Origin of the sequence: Candidatus Contubernalis alkalaceticus, from assembly GCF_022558445.1 — a bacterium.
In the GTDB taxonomy this organism is placed as follows: domain Bacteria; phylum Bacillota; class Dethiobacteria; order SKNC01; family SKNC01; genus Contubernalis; species Contubernalis alkaliaceticus.
In genome coordinates this window covers 995,965-1,014,540 of the sequence record NZ_CP054699.1, presented here as the reverse complement: position 1 = coordinate 1,014,540, position 18,576 = coordinate 995,965, and the positions used below count along the sequence as shown (strand labels likewise).

13 protein-coding genes and 2 tRNA genes are annotated in these 18,576 nt (G+C 40.7%); 2 read left to right on the top strand and 13 right to left on the bottom strand.

The window, feature by feature from the left end; genetic code table 11:
* Window positions 1-325: 325 nt before the first annotated feature.
* The 11 genes from proS to HUE98_RS04790 form a co-directional block, all read right to left on the bottom strand.
* On the bottom strand, window positions 326-1,771 hold the full coding sequence (proS, locus tag HUE98_RS04835) for a proline--tRNA ligase (protein WP_241422732.1): 1,446 nt from the start codon (window positions 1,769-1,771) through the stop codon (window positions 326-328).
* 84 nt (window positions 1,772-1,855) lie between these two features.
* A complete protein-coding gene (gene cysK, locus HUE98_RS04830; RefSeq protein ID WP_241422731.1) occupies window positions 1,856-2,770 on the bottom strand; it encodes a cysteine synthase A in 915 nt (304 codons plus the stop codon).
* Window positions 2,771-2,773: 3 nt separating this feature from the next.
* Window positions 2,774-4,078 (bottom strand): EF-P 5-aminopentanol modification-associated protein YfmH, encoded by a 1,305-nt coding sequence (gene yfmH / locus HUE98_RS04825; protein WP_241422730.1) that lies wholly within the window; start codon window positions 4,076-4,078, stop codon window positions 2,774-2,776.
* 11 nt (window positions 4,079-4,089) lie between these two features.
* Complete coding sequence (gene yfmF, locus HUE98_RS04820) at window positions 4,090-5,361, bottom strand: EF-P 5-aminopentanol modification-associated protein YfmF (RefSeq protein WP_241422729.1); 1,272 nt, start codon at window positions 5,359-5,361, stop codon at window positions 4,090-4,092.
* Between the two features lie 195 nt (window positions 5,362-5,556).
* Window positions 5,557-7,746, bottom strand: a complete 2,190-nt coding sequence (locus tag HUE98_RS04815; protein ID WP_241422728.1) for a hypothetical protein — start codon at window positions 7,744-7,746, stop codon at window positions 5,557-5,559.
* A gap of 55 nt (window positions 7,747-7,801) precedes the next feature.
* Window positions 7,802-8,947, bottom strand: coding sequence for a glycosyltransferase family 4 protein (locus HUE98_RS04810; RefSeq protein WP_241422727.1), 1,146 nt, complete (start codon window positions 8,945-8,947; stop codon window positions 7,802-7,804).
* 231 nt (window positions 8,948-9,178) lie between these two features.
* Window positions 9,179-10,768, bottom strand: coding sequence for a sodium:solute symporter family protein (locus HUE98_RS04805; protein WP_241422726.1), 1,590 nt, complete (start codon window positions 10,766-10,768; stop codon window positions 9,179-9,181).
* Entirely contained in the window at window positions 10,765-10,881 is a 117-nt protein-coding gene (locus HUE98_RS17965; protein ID WP_407080276.1) for a symporter small accessory protein, read from the bottom strand. The genes HUE98_RS04805 and HUE98_RS17965 overlap by 4 nt, the downstream gene beginning before the upstream one ends.
* Window positions 10,882-11,060: 179 nt before the next feature.
* The gene (locus HUE98_RS04800) at window positions 11,061-12,365 is read right to left on the bottom strand and encodes a TRAP transporter large permease (protein ID WP_241422725.1); all 1,305 of its coding nucleotides are present in this window, start codon (window positions 12,363-12,365) and stop codon (window positions 11,061-11,063) included.
* Window positions 12,362-12,865 (bottom strand): TRAP transporter small permease, encoded by a 504-nt coding sequence (locus HUE98_RS04795; protein ID WP_241422724.1) that lies wholly within the window; start codon window positions 12,863-12,865, stop codon window positions 12,362-12,364. The genes HUE98_RS04800 and HUE98_RS04795 overlap by 4 nt, the downstream gene beginning before the upstream one ends.
* Window positions 12,866-12,980: 115 nt before the next feature.
* Window positions 12,981-14,039: a TRAP transporter substrate-binding protein gene (locus HUE98_RS04790; protein ID WP_241422723.1), complete on the bottom strand. Its 1,059-nt coding sequence runs from the start codon at window positions 14,037-14,039 to the stop codon at window positions 12,981-12,983.
* An 835-nt stretch (window positions 14,040-14,874) separates the two neighbouring features.
* On the opposite strand from HUE98_RS04790, the gene HUE98_RS04785 reads away from it, so the two are divergent.
* Both HUE98_RS04785 and HUE98_RS04780 read left to right on the top strand, forming a co-directional pair.
* Window positions 14,875-14,949, top strand: a tRNA-Arg gene (locus tag HUE98_RS04785).
* A 155-nt stretch (window positions 14,950-15,104) separates the two neighbouring features.
* A tRNA-Arg gene (locus HUE98_RS04780) sits at window positions 15,105-15,180 on the top strand.
* A 123-nt stretch (window positions 15,181-15,303) separates the two neighbouring features.
* Here the strand turns inward: HUE98_RS04780 and HUE98_RS04775 are convergent.
* Entirely contained in the window at window positions 15,304-15,963 is a 660-nt protein-coding gene (locus tag HUE98_RS04775) for a DUF2225 domain-containing protein (RefSeq protein WP_241422722.1), read from the bottom strand.
* A 205-nt stretch (window positions 15,964-16,168) separates the two neighbouring features.
* Window positions 16,169-18,478: a PAS domain-containing hybrid sensor histidine kinase/response regulator gene (locus tag HUE98_RS04770; protein WP_241422721.1), complete on the bottom strand. Its 2,310-nt coding sequence runs from the start codon at window positions 18,476-18,478 to the stop codon at window positions 16,169-16,171.
* Window positions 18,479-18,576 lie beyond the last annotated feature (98 nt).

Here is an 18,576-nt window from a genome sequence, read left to right as displayed (position 1 = left end):
TTAACCAACCGTATTTACCTTGCTTGTAACTGTTAACATCTCATAATACCAGGCTCATATTGCCAGATGCAGATTCTACTAGAGCTGATTTTAATGCCACCCTTAAAGCTAATGCTTAGAAAAATACTCATGCAAAATAGCAAAACCATCGTTGTTTGAAGTAACAATTTAAAATATACCTCAAACAACAATGGCCTCAAGAAAATAAAATTACCTAATGAAATTACCAAAAACAACAGTTATGGCGGCCCTGGGACACCACAAAAGTATGTAGAGCATTACTAATATAAGAATAGTTGATGTGTTGGAAAAAGTAATTAATGTATTAATAAGCCCGGGCAAAATATACGGTTTCTTCAGCCTTTTCCCCACAGCAGAGACACTGTCCATCCATCTTCTCTTCTCCTAAGGGAATGCATCGGATGGTGGCCTTGGTATCCTCCTTAATTTTTTCCTCACAATCCCCATGCCCACACCAGTTAGCTTTCACAAAACCTCTTTTTTCGGCGATGATTTTCTTAAATTCGTCGTAATCATCACACCGGTGTGTATTTTGAGTGCGGAATTTAAGAGCCATTTGAAACATGTTCTCCTGAATCTCTATTAAGAGTTTTTCAATGACCGCCTCCAGTTCCTCATCCTTAACAAAAAACTTTTCCCCGGTATCCCGACGCACCAGCACTGACTGCCCTTTTTCAATATCTTTAGGTCCAATCTCTAAACGCAGAGGTACTCCCTTCATCTCCCACTCATTAAATTTCCAACCGGGGGAATAATCCCGGTCATCAATTTCCATGCGAAATTCTTTGCCCAACCTGTCCACCAGTTCCCCAGCTTTTTTCAATACCATTTCCCGGGTCTTCTTGGGCATTATGGGCACTACAACCACCTGTACTGGAGCTATTTTAGGGGGAAACTTAAGCCCCCGGTTATCCCCATGGACCATGACAATGGCACCAATCAACCGGGTGGAAACCCCCCATGAGGCCTGCCAGACAAATTTTAGCTGATCGTCCTGGTCTAAAAAAGTAATGTCGAACACTTTGGCAAAATGCTGGCCCAAATTATGGGAAGTTCCCGACTGCAGGGCTTTTCCATCCCCCATAAGAGCCTCTATAGTGTAGGTCTTTAGAGCCCCTGCAAATTTTTCCTTTTCTGTTTTTAACCCGGTAATTACCGGGATGGCCAGATCCTCTTCAACAAATTCCCGGTAGACCTCCAACATCTTCAGGGTCTCTTCCTGGGCTTCTTCTTCTGTGCGGTGAGCGGTGTGCCCCTCCTGCCAGAGAAATTCCGAAGTCCTTAAAAAAGGCCGGGTGGTCTTCTCCCAGCGGACTACATTGCACCACTGGTTAATTAAAACCGGAAGATCCCGCCAGGATTGAATCCATTTTGCGTACATACTGCAGATGATAGTCTCTGAGGTGGGCCTTACCACCAGCCTCTCTGCCAGCTTTTCATTACCTCCATGAGTAACCCAGGCCACCTCCGGAGCAAACCCCTCAACATGGTCCGCCTCCTTTTGCAGTAAGTTCTCCGGTATAAATAAAGGGAAATAAGCGTTTTTATGCCCTGTATCCTTTATTTTTTTGTCTAATAGTGCCTGCATATTCTCCCAGAGAGTAAATCCATAGGGACGAATCACCATACATCCTTTTACCGGTGCGTAATCCACCATCTCAGTTTTAAGGATAACGTCCAGATACCACTGTGAATAGTCTTCCTCCCGGGAGGTAACTTCTTTTACAAAGTTCTTTTCTTTTTTAGCCACCTTAATACCCCCTTTTCCCCTGTGCCTAAAGCTTTGTTTATTTTTTGCTTACCATCACTTCAGCCTTATTTAATAATGTTTATATTAAAACAAATCCGTGCTTAGATAACGCTCACCGGTATCCGGAGCAATTACAATCATCCTGGCTCCCGGTTTCATCTCCCCTGAGGCTTTAAAAGCGCCATAAAGGGCCGCTCCCGTGGATATGCCCGCCAGAATTCCTTCTTCCCTGGCCAGCCTCCGGGCTGTTTCCATAGCCTCCTCATCGGTAACTGTAATTACCCGATCGATAATTGCCCGATTTAAAACCGAAGGGACAAAGCCTGCCCCAAGGCCCTGAATCTTATGCGCCCCCGAAGGAAACCCCGAAAGCACCGCAGAACCCGCCGGTTCCACAGCATACACTTTCATCCCAGGGACTTCTTTTTTTAATATTTCACCCACACCGGTTATAGTTCCCCCGGTACCTACCCCGGCCACCAGAGCAGAAATCCTGCCCCCGGTCTGCTCCAATATCTCCTGGGCTGTATTATCCCGATGGGCCTTTGGGTTGGCATTATTGGAAAACTGCTGAGGAACGAAATAATCGGGATTTTGTTCTAAAATCTTCCCGGTCATCTCCAGAGCCCCCGCCATCCCCTGGCTGCCTGGAGTTAATACTAATTCTGCTCCCAGTGCCGCAAGCAGAGCCCTTCTCTCCTGGCTCATAGTCTCCGGCATAACCAAAATCGCTTTGTATCCCCGAGAAGCAGCAACCAGGGCCAGACCTATACCGGTATTGCCACTGGTGGGCTCTAAAATAACTGAGCCAGGCTTTAAAAACCCCTGCTCCTCCGCAGCCTTAATCATACTAAGGGCAATCCGGTCCTTTATGCTGCCGCCGGGGTTAAAGAACTCCAGCTTCAAATAAATGTCTAAATCTCTTCGGGGAAGAAACTTCTTCAGCCTCACCATAGGGGTTTGACCGATTAAATCCAGTATATCTTCCGCAACTTTCATGTTTTAACCTCCATTGGAAGTAATAATAGAACAGGAGTGATAGTCTTTATCAAAGAGTTCCCGCAGACGGAGATGAATGTCCTCCGCCTTCATCTCCTGCAGTAAGCTCACAAAATCAAAGAGATTGTTTTCTCGAAAATGATAATACAAAAAGTTGTTTGCAATAAACTCCAGGGAATTAAAGTTTCTTAAGAATTCCCCTAACATTTTGCGCCGCTGTCTCTCAAAATCTTCTTCTTTAAAACCTTTTTGGATATACTGTGTAATACTGTCCAAAAGAGCTTGATACAGCTTATCGGGATCAGGAGTTTCTCCTCCCATCATGGTATAAGCATAATCCTTTTCTGCCACGAAGGAAGTTCCAAATTGATCATTGATTAACCCCTCTTCATAAAGCCGGTTATAGGTTTCCGTAGACTTGCCGAAAAGCATTTCCAAAACCAATTCACTGGCTAGTTCCTTCTTAAAGAGATCCCGGCCGGTAAATCCCACGTTTCTATCTTTAAACCCAAGACTCAGCAGAGGTTGATATACCTCCATCTTTTCCCTTACACATTTGTCCCGAACAGCTTGAGGTTCTTCGGGATAAATCCTTTTTATTTCTCCCAGGGGCTGATAATCCCGATGCTCTAGATTTTCCATAACCTGATGAATGACCCTTTCTGGTTCCAGGTCTCCTACCACAAACAAAGCCATGTTGCTGGGATGATAGAAAGTCCGATAACACTTATATAAAATCTCTTCATCTATATCCATTATACTTTCTACGGTACCGGCGATATCTTTTCTTACGGGGTGAACTGAATAGAGACAGCCCAACAGATTAAAAAAAAGCCTCCAGCCGGGGTTATCCTCATACATACGAATTTCCTGGGCAATAATCCCCTTTTCTTTTTCCACGCTTTCTGCTGTAAAATAGGGATCCTGAACAAAATTAATTAGAAGATCAAAACAATCCTCAAAGTTATCGGTGCTGGAAAAAAGATAATTGGTCATGGTAAAGTTAGTATAAGCATTGGCTGAAGCACCCTTTCGGGCAAACTCATCAAAAACATTTCCCTTTTCCCCTTCAAAAAGTTTATGCTCCAAAAAATGGGCTACCCCATCGGGAACCTCCAGCAAATTTTTATTTCCTTCCACATAAAAACTGTTGTCTATGGAACCAAATTGTGTAGCAAAACTGGCGTATTTTTTATTATATCCTTTTTTGGGGAAGACGAAAACTTCCAGCCCAGGATAAAGGGTCGCCACGTGAACTTTTTCCTGTATGGTATCATTTTTCAACAACCGTTCACTGATCACTGCCATGTTTTTTCCTCCTACTCTTTATTCCGTAAAAAATAGATGGTATCCAGCTGAATTTTCTCAGCTACCCTGACTACATCCTCAACCTGTACCCGGTTAATCTGCTCAATGGTTTCTTCTTCAGTCTCTTGACGTCCGCTAATTAAGCCGCCTAAATAACGATTAATAATTTGATACGGGCTGTCTTCCGTCACTTTTATTTGATTGATATAACCCACCCGGGTGCTGTCAAGCTCATCATCAGTGATATCCCCGGCCTTTATGGATTCCATCTGCTGCTGAATAATCTCCAACGCTTTTTGGTAATTTTCAATTTCTATTCCCGAAGCAATCAACAGAATTCCTTTCTCCCTGTCCAGCCGGGAACTGGCATAATAGGCCAGGCTGGCCTTTTCCCGGACATTCTGAAAGAGCTTGGAGTGAGGGAAAGCTCCCAGTATTCCATTGTAAAGTAAAAGTGGATAATAATCATCATCAGTCACTTTCGTGTTAGTACGAAAACCCAGGGTCAATTTACCCTGGTTCACATCCAACCGTTCCTCCACATAACGGGGTTCACTCACTTCCTTATAAATCAGGGTGGGCTCCATTTCATAAATATTCCCCCGGGGGAAATTAAAGGCTTCCTCCATAAGTGCCATGGTATTGTCCGGATCAACGTTACCCAACACGAAAATGTCTATGGGTGCTGAATTTAATAGCTCCTGGTAATAGCTGTAAAGACCCGAGGAATCCAGATTGGGCAGATCTTCCACCCTGCCTAAACGGTAAACCCCGTAATCTTCCTCCCGGCACATCTCCTGAACACAGCGTTCAACGGCATAAGAAACTTTGTCGTTGATCAACCCCTGCACTATGTTTGTAAGAATTTGTTTTTCACGATTTACAAAGGATTCTTTAAAACCATTATTCTCAACTACTGGATTTGTTAGGACATCTTTTAGAACCTCTAACCCCTTCTTCTCCAATTCACCATTCTCCCTAACATATAGGGGATTTACAATTTCTAAAATGAACTGCAGAATTTGTCTTTCTCCCCGTTTCGTTACCTCACTCATAATATCTGCCCCATAAAGGTTTTCCAGAGCAACCACCAATTTTTGTGTGTTAGGCCATTTTTTTGAACCCCGCTCTAAAACAAAGGGCAGCAGAGCAGTTTTTGTAACTAAATCCCTCTTTAAATTTTGATGCAAAAAAAGGGAATAAACAATCGTTTTAAATTTTTCTGTAGGATAAATATACAAGTTGATTCCATTGGGCAAAGTGTGATTAATGAAATTTGTCATTTACACCGGCTTACAATTAGCCGGCACCCCCTTCCTAAACAAGATTATAAATTTGAATATAGTTAATCAACCTTTCTTAATTCCAAAATAGGTTCAGATAAAGTATTCCATAAAAATGAATAATTTTCCTGCTAGTTGTAAATATTAACTGCCCTCTTTACCCCACCGGGAATATCAAGATATAAATTATTTTAATTATACTTCCTCCCTCCTGGTATTGGACTCCACCGCCAGCAAAAGCAGGGGCATTCCGGCATAAAGAAGCGTGGTGGCCCCCGCAACAACTCCGGAATCATTTACTAAGATAGCCGTTATACTCCCAACCATGATTCCGGCAAAACCTATACTCAACCGGTTATATTTTGTCTTCAATTTTTTCAGCATTCCTGGTGGCTGATAGAACAAAAATGCCATCAACCCAAGGAAAACCAACAATACTCTGCTCCACAGAGAATAACGCAGTAATTTTAAGTTCATTGCACCCTTACGGGTCAATATGTCTAAAACCTCAGAGATGCCCTCCCTGCTGACCAGTACCATGGCCTGCCCTACATGAGAGACGAATCCGTCCTGCCCCTTTAGGTTCAACAGCACTAAAGACATAATAAAAATAGCAGCAGCACCAACAACCAACATTAGTGTTTTTCCAGCCAGTCTATAATCTCCTAATCCCAGATAAGTGAAAACAAAAGCTGCCAGCGCGGTCAAAGAACCTCCAAAGTTAGCCCCCCAACGGGGTGCTAAAAATACATAAAGTATAAAAACAAAGAAAAAGAGAGTTAAACCCGGCGCAAATCTCTTCTTATCCCATCCCAACTGGTATGCAGAGGAAATAAACAGAAGCGATGAGCCAACCAGAACACCCATATACTCATTTCCTATGCCGTAATACCTGGCTCCACTGATAGGATCATATCCCATAATAGAGTTTTTTATCAGGTTGCCCCCCAAAGCAAGGTCTAATACTAAAGATAAGGTAATCACCAAACCAATTCGCAGAAACAAAATTGTATTGTCAGCTCGATACAAAAATAAGGCCGTTAGCAGGATAGTAAGTACAAATAAAATAACATAAGAGGCCGCCAGGCTGTCTGTCATAATCAGGGGAAATAATAAAAAAGATAAAGGGATTAGCATCATTGCAGCCATTAATGGCCTCCAAACTGTAAGATTACGCTTAAATATAAGTAAAATTACTGCTCCAAAAACCGTGATAATTTGTAATAAAATATAAAATCGGATCAATGGAGAACGCTGCTGATGAACCGCTTGAATAGAAGTATTTAATGCCATCATATCCGAAAGTCTGCAATTTGTACTTACAGTACTAACTGTAATAACTCTTCCTGATAGGTAGTCCGGCACTGGTATTTCAAAATATCCCAGTACTGTTGGGGCGATATCCAGATTAGTCACCAGCCCTAAACGTCTGGTGCTGTTTGAAGTTAAAAGACCACTTAAACTGTTATCCCCGAAAACCATTCCCAGCAGCGAAAGCTGGCTTCCTGAAGGGGCCAGGATCCCTTCAGGGTTAGGGGTAACCATTAATAACGCTGTATTTTCGTCTATAAGAGGGAATATTTTTCCCATAAAACAGTCCAAATCTGAAAGAATCCGGTCAAACTCCTGCTGGCCCTTCTCTTGACTCATCAACTGCAGGCTTTCCCTCAATCGAAAAGTATCCCCCCATTCAATAACCACCAACTGACTTTTCTCTTTATACTCTAATAGAGTTTCATACATATCCTCTGGGTCGGTACTGAAACCAAAGGGAACATCCCCTTGTGATTTTAAAACCTCCCGGCTGACATTGCCGTAATCCACCACTCCTTTTTCATCCATGGCCAAATTCACCGCCAAACGGTTGAATTCTTTATGATCCCCGTTCCCTAATACCGCTCCCTTCAAACCGGCTTCCCGGATAATATTTCCCAGGGTACCAGGCACAACCCTGTAGTTCTTGGGCTGATTAACCCGGATAAGATTATTTATATCCAAGTTTACAACCTCTCCGTCAGGCTCTGTTCCGTTATATCTAAGATACATCGTGCCCGCAGTAAATAGATTGAAATTTTCCTGCCGGTTGAAAGACAATCCAGCTCCTGCCGTCCCCAATGCCCGGGCTCCTGCCCCGATGGTAACGTATGCATTTTCACTGTTCAATCGTCCTCCGGTACCAGTATTCATCAGCGCCACAGAACTGCGTTCCCAAAAATCTCCGATATGGGGATATTGATCCGCAGCATATTTCCATTCCTGCGGAGATAACCCATCTACCACCAGCAGTATTACCTGTCGCCCTTGTTGGCCCCCCAGGGAAATACTTGCCGGTAACAATAATAGCATTAATATTATAAATGTCATCAAACAGCTTTTTTTAAACACGGAAGCCCACCTTAACTGATTATATGATAACTCCTTATACGCTTAAGAGATGCTGTCAACTGCATAAATCTTTATACAAATCTTCTGTTCTCTTGACCATGTCCTTAATATCAAAATAATCCATAACCCTAAGCTTTCCCTGAATTCCCATATTTTTGCTCTTTTGGGGATTATCTAAAAAATCTAAAACTTTAGAGGCTAAGGAAACTGGGTCACCAGGGGGGACCAAACCTCCAGTAATACCGTCAATAACTATTTCAGGCACCCCTCCTACCCGGGAAGCCACTACTGGTTTTTCTGCTGCCAGGGCCTCCAGAAGAGTTATAGACAAACCCTCCGATAGAGATGGTAAAACAAAGATATCAAGACAAGCTAAAAATTCTGAAATATCTGCTACCCTACCCGGAAAAATAACCTTCCCCTGCAGGTTTAAGTCCCTTATCCTGTTTTTCAGCTGCTCCATCATGGGTCCGTCCCCGGCCAATAAAAAAAGACAAGACCTTCCCTCCCTGATTATATTATTAGCCGCCTCTAAAAAAATCCCCAATCCTTTTTGAGGGGCCATCCTGGCGGCTGTACCGATAAGAGGGGCTTCCAAGGGTATTCCCAAACGGGCTTTATAAGTATTGATTTTTTCTTCACTACTTTTTTTATTAATACCTTCAAGCCTCGCATAGTCGATACCATTATAAATTCTGGTAATTTTTTTTTCATCGATCCCCAGGGTGAAAGTCAAATTCTCTTTCAATGCATCGGAAACAGTAATAATTCTACTGACCCTGCGGCTTAAAAGCTTTTCTGCCTGCTTAAAATAAGATAATGGAATTTTGCTCATTTCCGGATAAGCATAATAGTTATGCACCGTCAGAACAACAGGAATTTTTGAAAAGCCCAGTGAAGAAAGCCTTCCTATAAATCCTGCCTTAAAACCATGCAGGTGGATAATGTCAGGCCTTTCTTTTTGAATAATTCGTGCCAAATATAAAACCTGGGGGAAATCCCTAAAGGGGTTTAGCTTTTCGCTGATATTTAAGGGAATAATCCTGGCTCCTGTCTTCTCAAAGCTCTCGGCCAAATCTCCTCGTAAAGGACAGACTACCACTAAATCATAGGATGGCTTTAAATATTGTATCAGCACCTTTATGTGTTCCCTGATTCCCCCCTCAACGGACCTGACTACATACATAACTTTCTTTTTCATTAACCCCACCCAAGAACTTTTAGAATTTTTCAGAATAAAAAAATATAAAGACCAGTTTAGTTAAAAAATTATTCTAAGAAATTATTATACCCATTTATTAAAAAAATAAAGCGGTTATAAAAACCGCTTTAAAGTAAGGTCAGACTTGAAATATTCACTTACTCTTATCACCTTAAATTACAACTGTTTGAGAAATTAGAAAAAATTGCTCTTAAATATACAAACTCTCCATTAAATGTTCTCAAAAACAGTATTCAAGTGCTCCTCTTGAGGAGGTCGGGTCAAAAGGCTTACCATAATATACACCGCCGCTGAAATGGGCAGTGCGTAAATCAGTGGATCGATATGGGTCCAGGGATAAGGTAAAAGAGCATCCTTTCCAAAAAGAAACTGGGAAATACCAAAGGGTTCAGACTCTGCAATATGTATGAATAAGAATCCAAATATGCTTACTACATACCCACTGACAATGCTGACAGCAGCACCCAGGCCGGTGCCCTTCTTCCAGTAGAGAGCCCCCACCAATACAGGGATAAACCCAGATGCACAGATACCGAACCAAAAAGCTGTAGCTCTGGCAATTATACTGATAGGCATAATATAGGCCAACAGAACAGCCAAAACAACTCCCACCAGCACACCGGTTCTGGCCAGAACCGGTGAAGCAGGTTTACTGCCACCCATGTCAATTTTCATAGCCTCTAGTATATCCCTGCCCAGAGCTGCCCCCTGCACATGAATCAATGAACTCAAAGTGGATAAAGCCGCCGACAATAGGGTTAACATGAACAAATAAAGAAACCAGGTAGGCATAATATGACTGATAAAAACAGGGATTATAGAATCCATATTTCCCTGAGCCGCCTCAATAGCTATCATTCCTTCATGATTAAAAAAATATAAATTGCTCAGGGAACCAACAATAAAAGCTGTTCCAGTCATAAAGAAAATAAAAATTCCCCCGATCAACACAGCCCTGTAAAGTGACTTAGTTTCCTTCACGGTCATAAAGCGGGTAGCCAGCTGCGGTTGGGCTAGAGCACCAACTCCTACTCCCAATACAATGGTACTCATAACATTCCACCATATGGGAGAACCCAAGGTGGGCATGGAGGTCCATCCCTGATGGCCTATATCAACCAGGTTTTGCGGAACCATATGCTTTAAATCAGTTAACCCCTGGTGAGCAGCAGTAATTCCCCCTAAGGAACTATAAGTAGTAATCAAAAGAAATACCATTCCTAAAAACATGACACCGGCACAAAAGGAATCGGTGTACATCACAGCCCTTAGACCGCCGGACAGCACATATGCGGCTACAATAATAGCCAGTATAAAAACAGCCAGGTTATAATCAATGGAGAGCGCTTCTTCCAAAAAACGCGCTCCCCCGATCAAAATTATGCTGGTATACGCCGGCATAAAGATAAAAATCATTAGGCCGGAAAAAACAGTAACAAATCGGGACTGGTACCTCTCCCCCAACAGAGAAGGAAAAGTAGCCGTTGCTAAATTTAATGACATCTTTCTTATTCTTGTCCCAAAAAAAACAAAAGCTACGAATATGCCTAAAAATATTGTAAGAAAAGTCAGCCATAATAAACTAAAACCAAATAAGCCGGCAGCCCCTCCAAACCCCACAATAGCGGATGTGCTTATGAAAGCAGCCCCATAAGAAAGAGCCATAATAACCGGATGAATATTTCTTCCCGCCACCATGTAATCATCCGCCGTTTTAGTATACCGGTATCCCTGGTATGCCAGAGTTGTCAATATGCCAATATAAAAGACCACAATGATGGTTAACAGCGGTACATTCATCGGGAATCATCCTCATGATTCCATTTTATAGCACCGTAGATAACACAAAAAAACATGGAAATTATGCAAAGCAGCCAAACCAGGGTAATCCAACCATCCTCCATTCCCAACATCTCAATTCCTCCTTGGTATAATTATATAAGTATGGATCTTTATGTGAAATCCGGCCCTGCCGGATACCTGAGGAGAATATTCTTTTTTTTTAGAATTTTTTCACATTCCCCGTAAAACTATCAGAGATTACCGTATCACCGGTAATCTCTGATAAATACACTTTACTGACAATCTCAAATTACTTTGCAAGCTCAGGCAGAAATAGGGCAATCTGAGGAAAAATAATCATAAGAGCAATACAGCCGAATATGGCCAGAAGATACGGCCACGTACCCTTAAAAATAGTCATAACCGGTGTTTCCTTATCTACTCCCGCAACCACATACACATTTGCACCTACCGGCGGAGTGATTACTCCCATACCTAATGCCAGCACTATGATTACCCCAAACCAGATGGGATCAAATCCAAGGCTTAGAGCCACCGGATAAAAAATGGGGACCGTTAGTAAAACCAAAGCCAGGGCATCAATGAAGAAACCTAAAATTAAATAAATCACTAAAATCACTAATAAAACGGCAACCGGGGGCAGAGGAAGGCCTACTGCCCAACTGGCCATAGCCGCCGGGAGGCCGGTTACCGCCAGAAAACGTCCATAAAGCACTGCTCCGGCCACTAAAAACATGATCATAGCAGATATCTGAATGGAATCATTTAATGATTTCACAAAACCCTCCCAGTTTAACTGCCTCCTTACTAATGCAACGATTAAGGTGCAGAAAGCTCCAACTCCACCTGCCTCTGTAGCAGTAAAGTATCCGCCAAAAAGACCTCCCATTACCGCGATAAATATAATTATAACTTCAATCCCGCCATTTAAAACGGCACTAATCTTTTCTTTCCATGGCACTTTGGGCCCCGGCGGAGCCAGATCAGGATTCAGTCTGGCCTGTATAAATACCACCAGCATAAATAATACCATCAGCATCATCCCAGGAAAAATACCCGCCAGGAAAAGCTGCCCTATGGATTCCCCGGTGGCAATCCCATAAAGTATAAAAATAACACTGGGAGGAATCATTACTCCTAAAATGGCTGCAGCAGCAATAGTAGCTGTGGAAAGAGATTTATCATAATTATATCTTTTCATTTCAGGTAAAGCTACGGCACTCATTGTAGCAGCAGTAGCCGTAGTTGAGCCGCATATAGCTCCAAAAGCAGTGCAGGCCGCTATGCTGGCAATAGCCAGGCCTGCCGGCAGGCCTCCCACAACTTTGTAGGTAGCGTCATAAATTCTTCGACTTATACCTGAATGGAATGCGATGTACCCCATCCATACAAATAGAGGGATAACAATTAGCGAATAAGAGGCGAAAGTATTATACATAGCTGATGCTGCTACTGAAAGCGACGCCTTGGGGGATACCAGGTAAGCATACCCGCTCATCCCCACCACAATCATAATGTAAGCTACAGGCATACGGGCAAACAATAGAATAAAAATAACTAATACCGATAATAAACCTATTTCTACTGGAGTCATTCCTCTTCACTTCCTTTTGTGGTAGAGAAAGCCACCAGACATTTGATAGATTCCAATAAAAGAACTGCTGCCAGCATAACAAAACCAAATCCCACCAGATAGATAAAGGGATGAAGAGGGATTAATAGGTGAGCAGTGGTATAACCTCTTTTCATCATTTGCCCGGCATAGTACAAAGTTTCCCAGGCCAATAAACTAATAAAAATAAGAGCAATAAAATTTACAGCACTTTCTACCAGTGCTTCTTTTCTTTGTGAAAGCTTATCTACCAGCACCCCTACGGCAATATGCCCTTTTTTAACAGCACAGTTAGCTACTCCCAGTGCCAATAAAACAGCCCCTAAAATTTCTACTATTTCTACTGTTCCCGGCAGGGGCCTCCAAACTCCCCGCAATATAATGTTTGCAACAATCACAAGCATTACCCCAGCCAGAGCAACCTGAGCAATCTGTGCAGTCCTCCAGGTCAACCCCCTTACAAATTTTTCTAGAAACTCCATCCTTATGCCTCCTCATTCATAGTAAAAACCTGTTGTTTTATCCGGAGAGGATCACCTTCAAGGGCATAAACCTGAAGGGTATCCTCTCTCCGGATTATTTTAATATTAAATAGAACTAATAATCACCATGTTCATTTGAATATTTTGAGTCCAGTTCCCGAACTCTCTCCACAATATCTGCTGCCGGAAAACCTGATGTCTCTTTACCTTGAATCCACTTCTCTACAACAGGTTCAATCCGCTCCCGCCATTTTGCCTCCTCAGCAGCGTCCAACTCTATCACTTCAATTCCCTGGTCAATACCAGATTGAAGCCCTTCATTAGTATAGTCGGCTCTAAGTTTACCGTAATTAATTACAAACTCTTCGCTGACCTCTTCAATGATTTCTTGTATATCAGAAGGCAAAGAATTCCATGTATTCAGGTTCATCACTTTCATAAATACTATATTATATAGAAAGGGAGTTTTAGTAATATGGGTTAATACTTCTGCCAGCCTAAAACCTACAAGGGTATCATTGGGTCCCAGGATTCCCTCTACAATGCCTGAATCCAGTGCCAAATATGATTCCGACATAGGCAGCGATACGGGTTCAACCCCCAGTGCTTCCATTGTAGGCACTGTGCCGCCTACTACTCTCATTTCCATTCCTGACATGTCTTCAAGATTATGAACAGGCCTGGTGGTCATCACATCTCCTGGACCTGTTGCCCAAAACATCAGCACCTTCACATCATCATACTCATCCATCAGGCCTTCTTCTTTCAGCGCCTTATAACCTTCGTGTACGGTAACCGAAGCCGCCAGGGCATTGGGATTTAAAAGTCCCGGAAGTTCAAAAGCCTCAGTTACAGGAAATAAACCCGGTGTATAAGCTGGGCATGTTGTGCCCAGGTCTGCCACACCGTCAGCTACCCCTCCATATATCTCACTGGCACTCAAGAGAACTTCTCCGGACTGCATAACAAATTTCACTCTGCCATCGGTTCTCTTCTCAATCTCATCCATCCAGGCTTGATGTCCTTCAGCAACCTGAAAGTCGTTTGCCGGCCAAAAAGTTGCGAACTGTAATTCTATTACATCTCCATCATCCCCTGAACTGCCGCAGCCGCTCAAAAGTGAGACTGATGCAAGTGTTAAAATCAGCATTAATATAAAAAACTTTTTGTTCACGAAAATCCCCCTCATAAAATTTAATTATTCATCCTTACCAATTCCTTTTTCCCTCTCATATACTCAGTAAAATAAATTACCCGTAAATAAAAACACCACCGTTTTAAAGAGCATACGGAGGTAATTGTCAATCTCAAAGCTTAATAAAAATTCGGGATCAATATTCCTTAAATTCCATAATAACAACAGTAACTAATCATTGAATGGAAACCGGGTAAGCCGATTTACCCAACACGGATAAAATAAGAATATATATCAAAAACAAGGAACTATAACAATCCCTATTTGAATCAAATACCCTCCGCTGGCAAAATCGCTTTTACTGCTTACTTAAAACAGGATGGATTCACTACCTCCTGTTTTCTATTTCGGACAGAAAAGCCGGGTGCTGTAAAAAACTCATGGTAATGAAATTTTTTACAACCTGCATGAATACTGCATCGGATCCCTTATGATTTCAAACTAAACCATAAATCCATTTGCACAATCCAAGCTTACCTCTTTAAGGTCTAATCCCACTAAGCGCATTCCACAATTCAAAACATAAGTATTGGTGGAAAATGCCAGAATATTCAATTGTAAAACCTTTCTTGCACTCCTCCTAACAAAAAACATCAACAAAGATAATTTGAAAATAGAATTAAAATCTTTGATAATGACTTTCATTATATTCAACAAAATATTATTAAATTCCTCTTTAATCCTAAAAATAAATACCAATAATTCATAATTCATAATTCAGGCATAATTCATAAAAATTCCCCGGGTTCACTCCATTGGTTGACTTATTCACAGTTCAATGCTATTATATAAATTGCTATTAAATATTAGATTTGCGCCCGTGGTGAAAGGGATATCACGCAGGCCTCCGGAGCCTGAAGTCGGGGTTCGAATCCCTGCGGGCGTACCATGATTAATAAGTCCTAAATGGACTTTTTTTTATATATTTTTATCATTAATACCAGGGCATCTTGATCTGACGCTGTTAGGGATCTGACGCTGTTTGTTTTTCAAGGTAACTTTCGGGTTGTTTTTCAGATAACTTGTGGTATAATAATAATGCGTGCGCCTGTAGCTCAGGGGATAGAGCAACGGATTCCTAATCCGTGGGCCGCAGGTTCAATTCCTGCCAGGCGCACCATAAAGAAAACTGTTAGACCGCCCATATTCATTCTTAGGGGTCGGTCTATTTTTATGCCCTTGTATAATTGTTAACTTAACTTCCGTCACATTCAAATTAATCAACATTAAAGCTTTATATTTTCTATTCCTGCAGTGACATTCTTATCTCCTGCCACTGTTCTCGCGCTTTTCGTATAATTGCTTTATCGTTAATTTTTTTATTATTTACAATATGTGTGAACCAATAAACAGCCTTCTTCAAGTCTCCTAGCCTTCGATAGAGCTCAGCAATTATGTAGATTACTTTTGCTGGATTTTTAATCTGTTTATCGCTTTCATATAGATCAATAAAACATTCCAATGATTTTTTTAAATATTCCTTTTCTTCTTTTTCTTTATCTTCCAAACGGTATAACCAGGCAAGCTGCAAATAAAAATTACCTATAGCCGGGTTTTTCTCATCTTCTACTTGGGTAATTTTTATCATTCTTTTAACAGCTTCTTCTGCCAGACGGGAATCTCTTAACCCAGAAAAATCTATATCCACGGGGTCTTTTTTTAAAAACTCTTTAATCCTTTCCCTTCTTGGGCCAGTAAGATTAACGGTAAAATTTTCAGTAAAGGCAAAGCCGCATTCTGGACAGACATAAACAGAATAATGCCAGGGATTTTCTCCATAATAGTATGTACAAAAATCCGAGTCTGTTTTTTTTAATCTTACTTTACTAACTTTAATCTTTTTGCTTTTAAATTTATTATCACAAAATTTACATTCAACATTACGATCATATAGTTCGTCCATATTTCCTCCCTCTAACAAACAACTACCTTGTTCCAATATGAGTAATCAAAAATATGCAATTATTGGCACAAACAACAGGCATATTAATTCTTATAAAAATAGTTAACAATTTTATTTTTCTACAACTTACGTAATATTCCTCTTTTTGTATATTAAGATTAAGCTGCAGTTCCCTGATGACAAGCTTTTTTTATTATCTCCGTTTCTAACTTCCCTGAATTGTTTCATGAATTACTACAGATAGCTCTTCAATTCTAAAAGGTTTTTTAATTACCCCTTTAAAACCATAATCCTTATAACTACTCATTACAGGATCCTCAGAATAACCGCTGGAAACAATCGCTTTCACCTCAGGGTCCAACTGTTTTAATTTCTTAATAGTTTTCTTGCCCCCCATTCCCCCTGGAATAGTTAAATCCATGACAATAAGATCAAAAGGTTGAGATTTATTTTTCTCTTCTATATAAATATTTATAGCTTCAACTCCATCTTTCGCGTAATACACTTGATAATTCAACCAAGACAACATCTCACCAATGGTATTCCTCACATCATCTTCATCATCAACAACCAGTATTTTCCCTTGGCCGTAAATAACCTCGTCCGATTCATTCTTTTTCATCTCATGTTTGGTTACAGCCGGAAGATAAATGTTAAACGTGCTCCCCTTTCCTACTTCAGACTCCACTACTATGCAGCCATCATGGTTTTTTATAATGGAATAGGAAGTGGCCAAACCAAGGCCGCTTCCTTTAATCTTGGTACTAAAGAATGGGTCAAATATTTTTTTTACATTCTGCACTGATATCCCGGGACCATTATCTTCTATAGATATCTTTATATAATTATCATCACTCAAAGTGATTAGGGCTTCATCTTTCTCTCCCTCAATGAAAATATTTTCAGCACGTATCTGGATTTTGCCACCTTCTGTTGGCATCGCCTGTACAGCATTTATAATAAGGTTGTGCAGCACTTGAGTGATCTGTCCTTCATCAATTTCAACTAAATAAAGATCTTTCTCTATGAAAAACCTGTAACAAACATTGGAGCCGCTTAACGTAAATTGAGTAATGTCAATTATGAGATCCCTTATTGGCATTATTGTTTTTACTGGTTTTACCCCTTTTGCAAACACAAATAATTGATGAGATAAATCTTTAGCCCTAAGGGTTGCTTTTTTCATATTTTCTAACTTTTCGTAAATTTTTTTGTAATTACCTTCTTTATAAGACATAGCCAAGGAAATATTGCCTAGTAATGTGGCCAGATAATTATTAAAATCATGGGCGATCCCACCTGCCAATATACCAATTGATTCAAGCTTATCAGCTTTAAAAATTTCTTCTTCTATCTTTTTTCGTTTGGTTATATCGCTGCCAACAATTTGCACTGCATATTTTTCTTGATATACAAAATTACTTAAAACCAGTTCTGTATTAATAACCCTCCCAGTCGGTATAATCAATTTGGCCGTCAATACTATTTTCGTATTTCTTTTCTCTATTACTTCCTTAACCCCTTTCATAAATGGTTCCCTGTCTTCAGGATGCAAAAATTCCAGGAGTGACTTTCCATTTAAAAACTTTGGATCTGTCTCATCTACCAGTTTGGCTGCAGCAGTATTGGCAAAAAGGATCTCTTTTTCACTGTGACCAAAAATTGCAATTGGAAAAAGATCCACAATCTGCCGATAATGCCTCTCACTTTCCTGCAGCGCTCTCTCTACCCTTTTTCGCTCCGTAATATCATGAATAACACCTACCAGGTATTTTTCTGATGTATTTGGTATCGTAAATACGGACTTTTTGGTAGAAACAATATGCTGTTTTCCAGACAAATCCGTTATTATTTCCTCATTCATGTTATCCAAACCGGTTGAAAAAACAAAAATATCATTTCCTCTAAAAACATCTGCTTGTTCTTTGGAAAAAAAATCATAATCAGTTTTCCCCAGCATCTCTTCCCTTGAATATCCTAAGAAATTGCATAAGGCTTCATTGGTTAACTTAAATCGATACTTGGAGTCTTTCACAAAGATTGGATCGGAAGCTGTATTGACAATATTTTCAAAAAAGATAATTGTATTTTCAATCTCTTCTTCTATACGCCTTTGATCGGTAATATCAAGGGCAGAACATACCACATACTCCACACTGCCTGCGCTGTTCAGTTTGGGAGTTTTTGTTATGGCCAATAGTCGGGGCTTCCCCTTACCATCTACGACCCACTCCTCTTTTTTTAATTTTTTCTTTTCTTGAAAAACCCATTTATTCCCCTCAATACATATTCTCGCTTCCTCTTCCGATGACAAGATCTCCCACAAAGTTTTATTCTCTAAATCTCTCTTTTTAACTCCGAAGAATTTTGCATGAGTATTGTTAACGGCCCCATACGTTTCAATATCCGTAAGATACCATACTTGAAGCTCAATATTATCCAACAGGAGCTCTTTTTCCTCAACAAGCTGGTTCAACCTATCCTCCGCGCTCTTACGTTGAGTTTCTATTTTCATTTTCCGTCTCCTCATATTTTTTTTTCATACCCAGATAAAAAAAAATAACCAATGTAAAATTGTGGTCGGTTACGCTACTCGCTCACACTTGGCCAAAG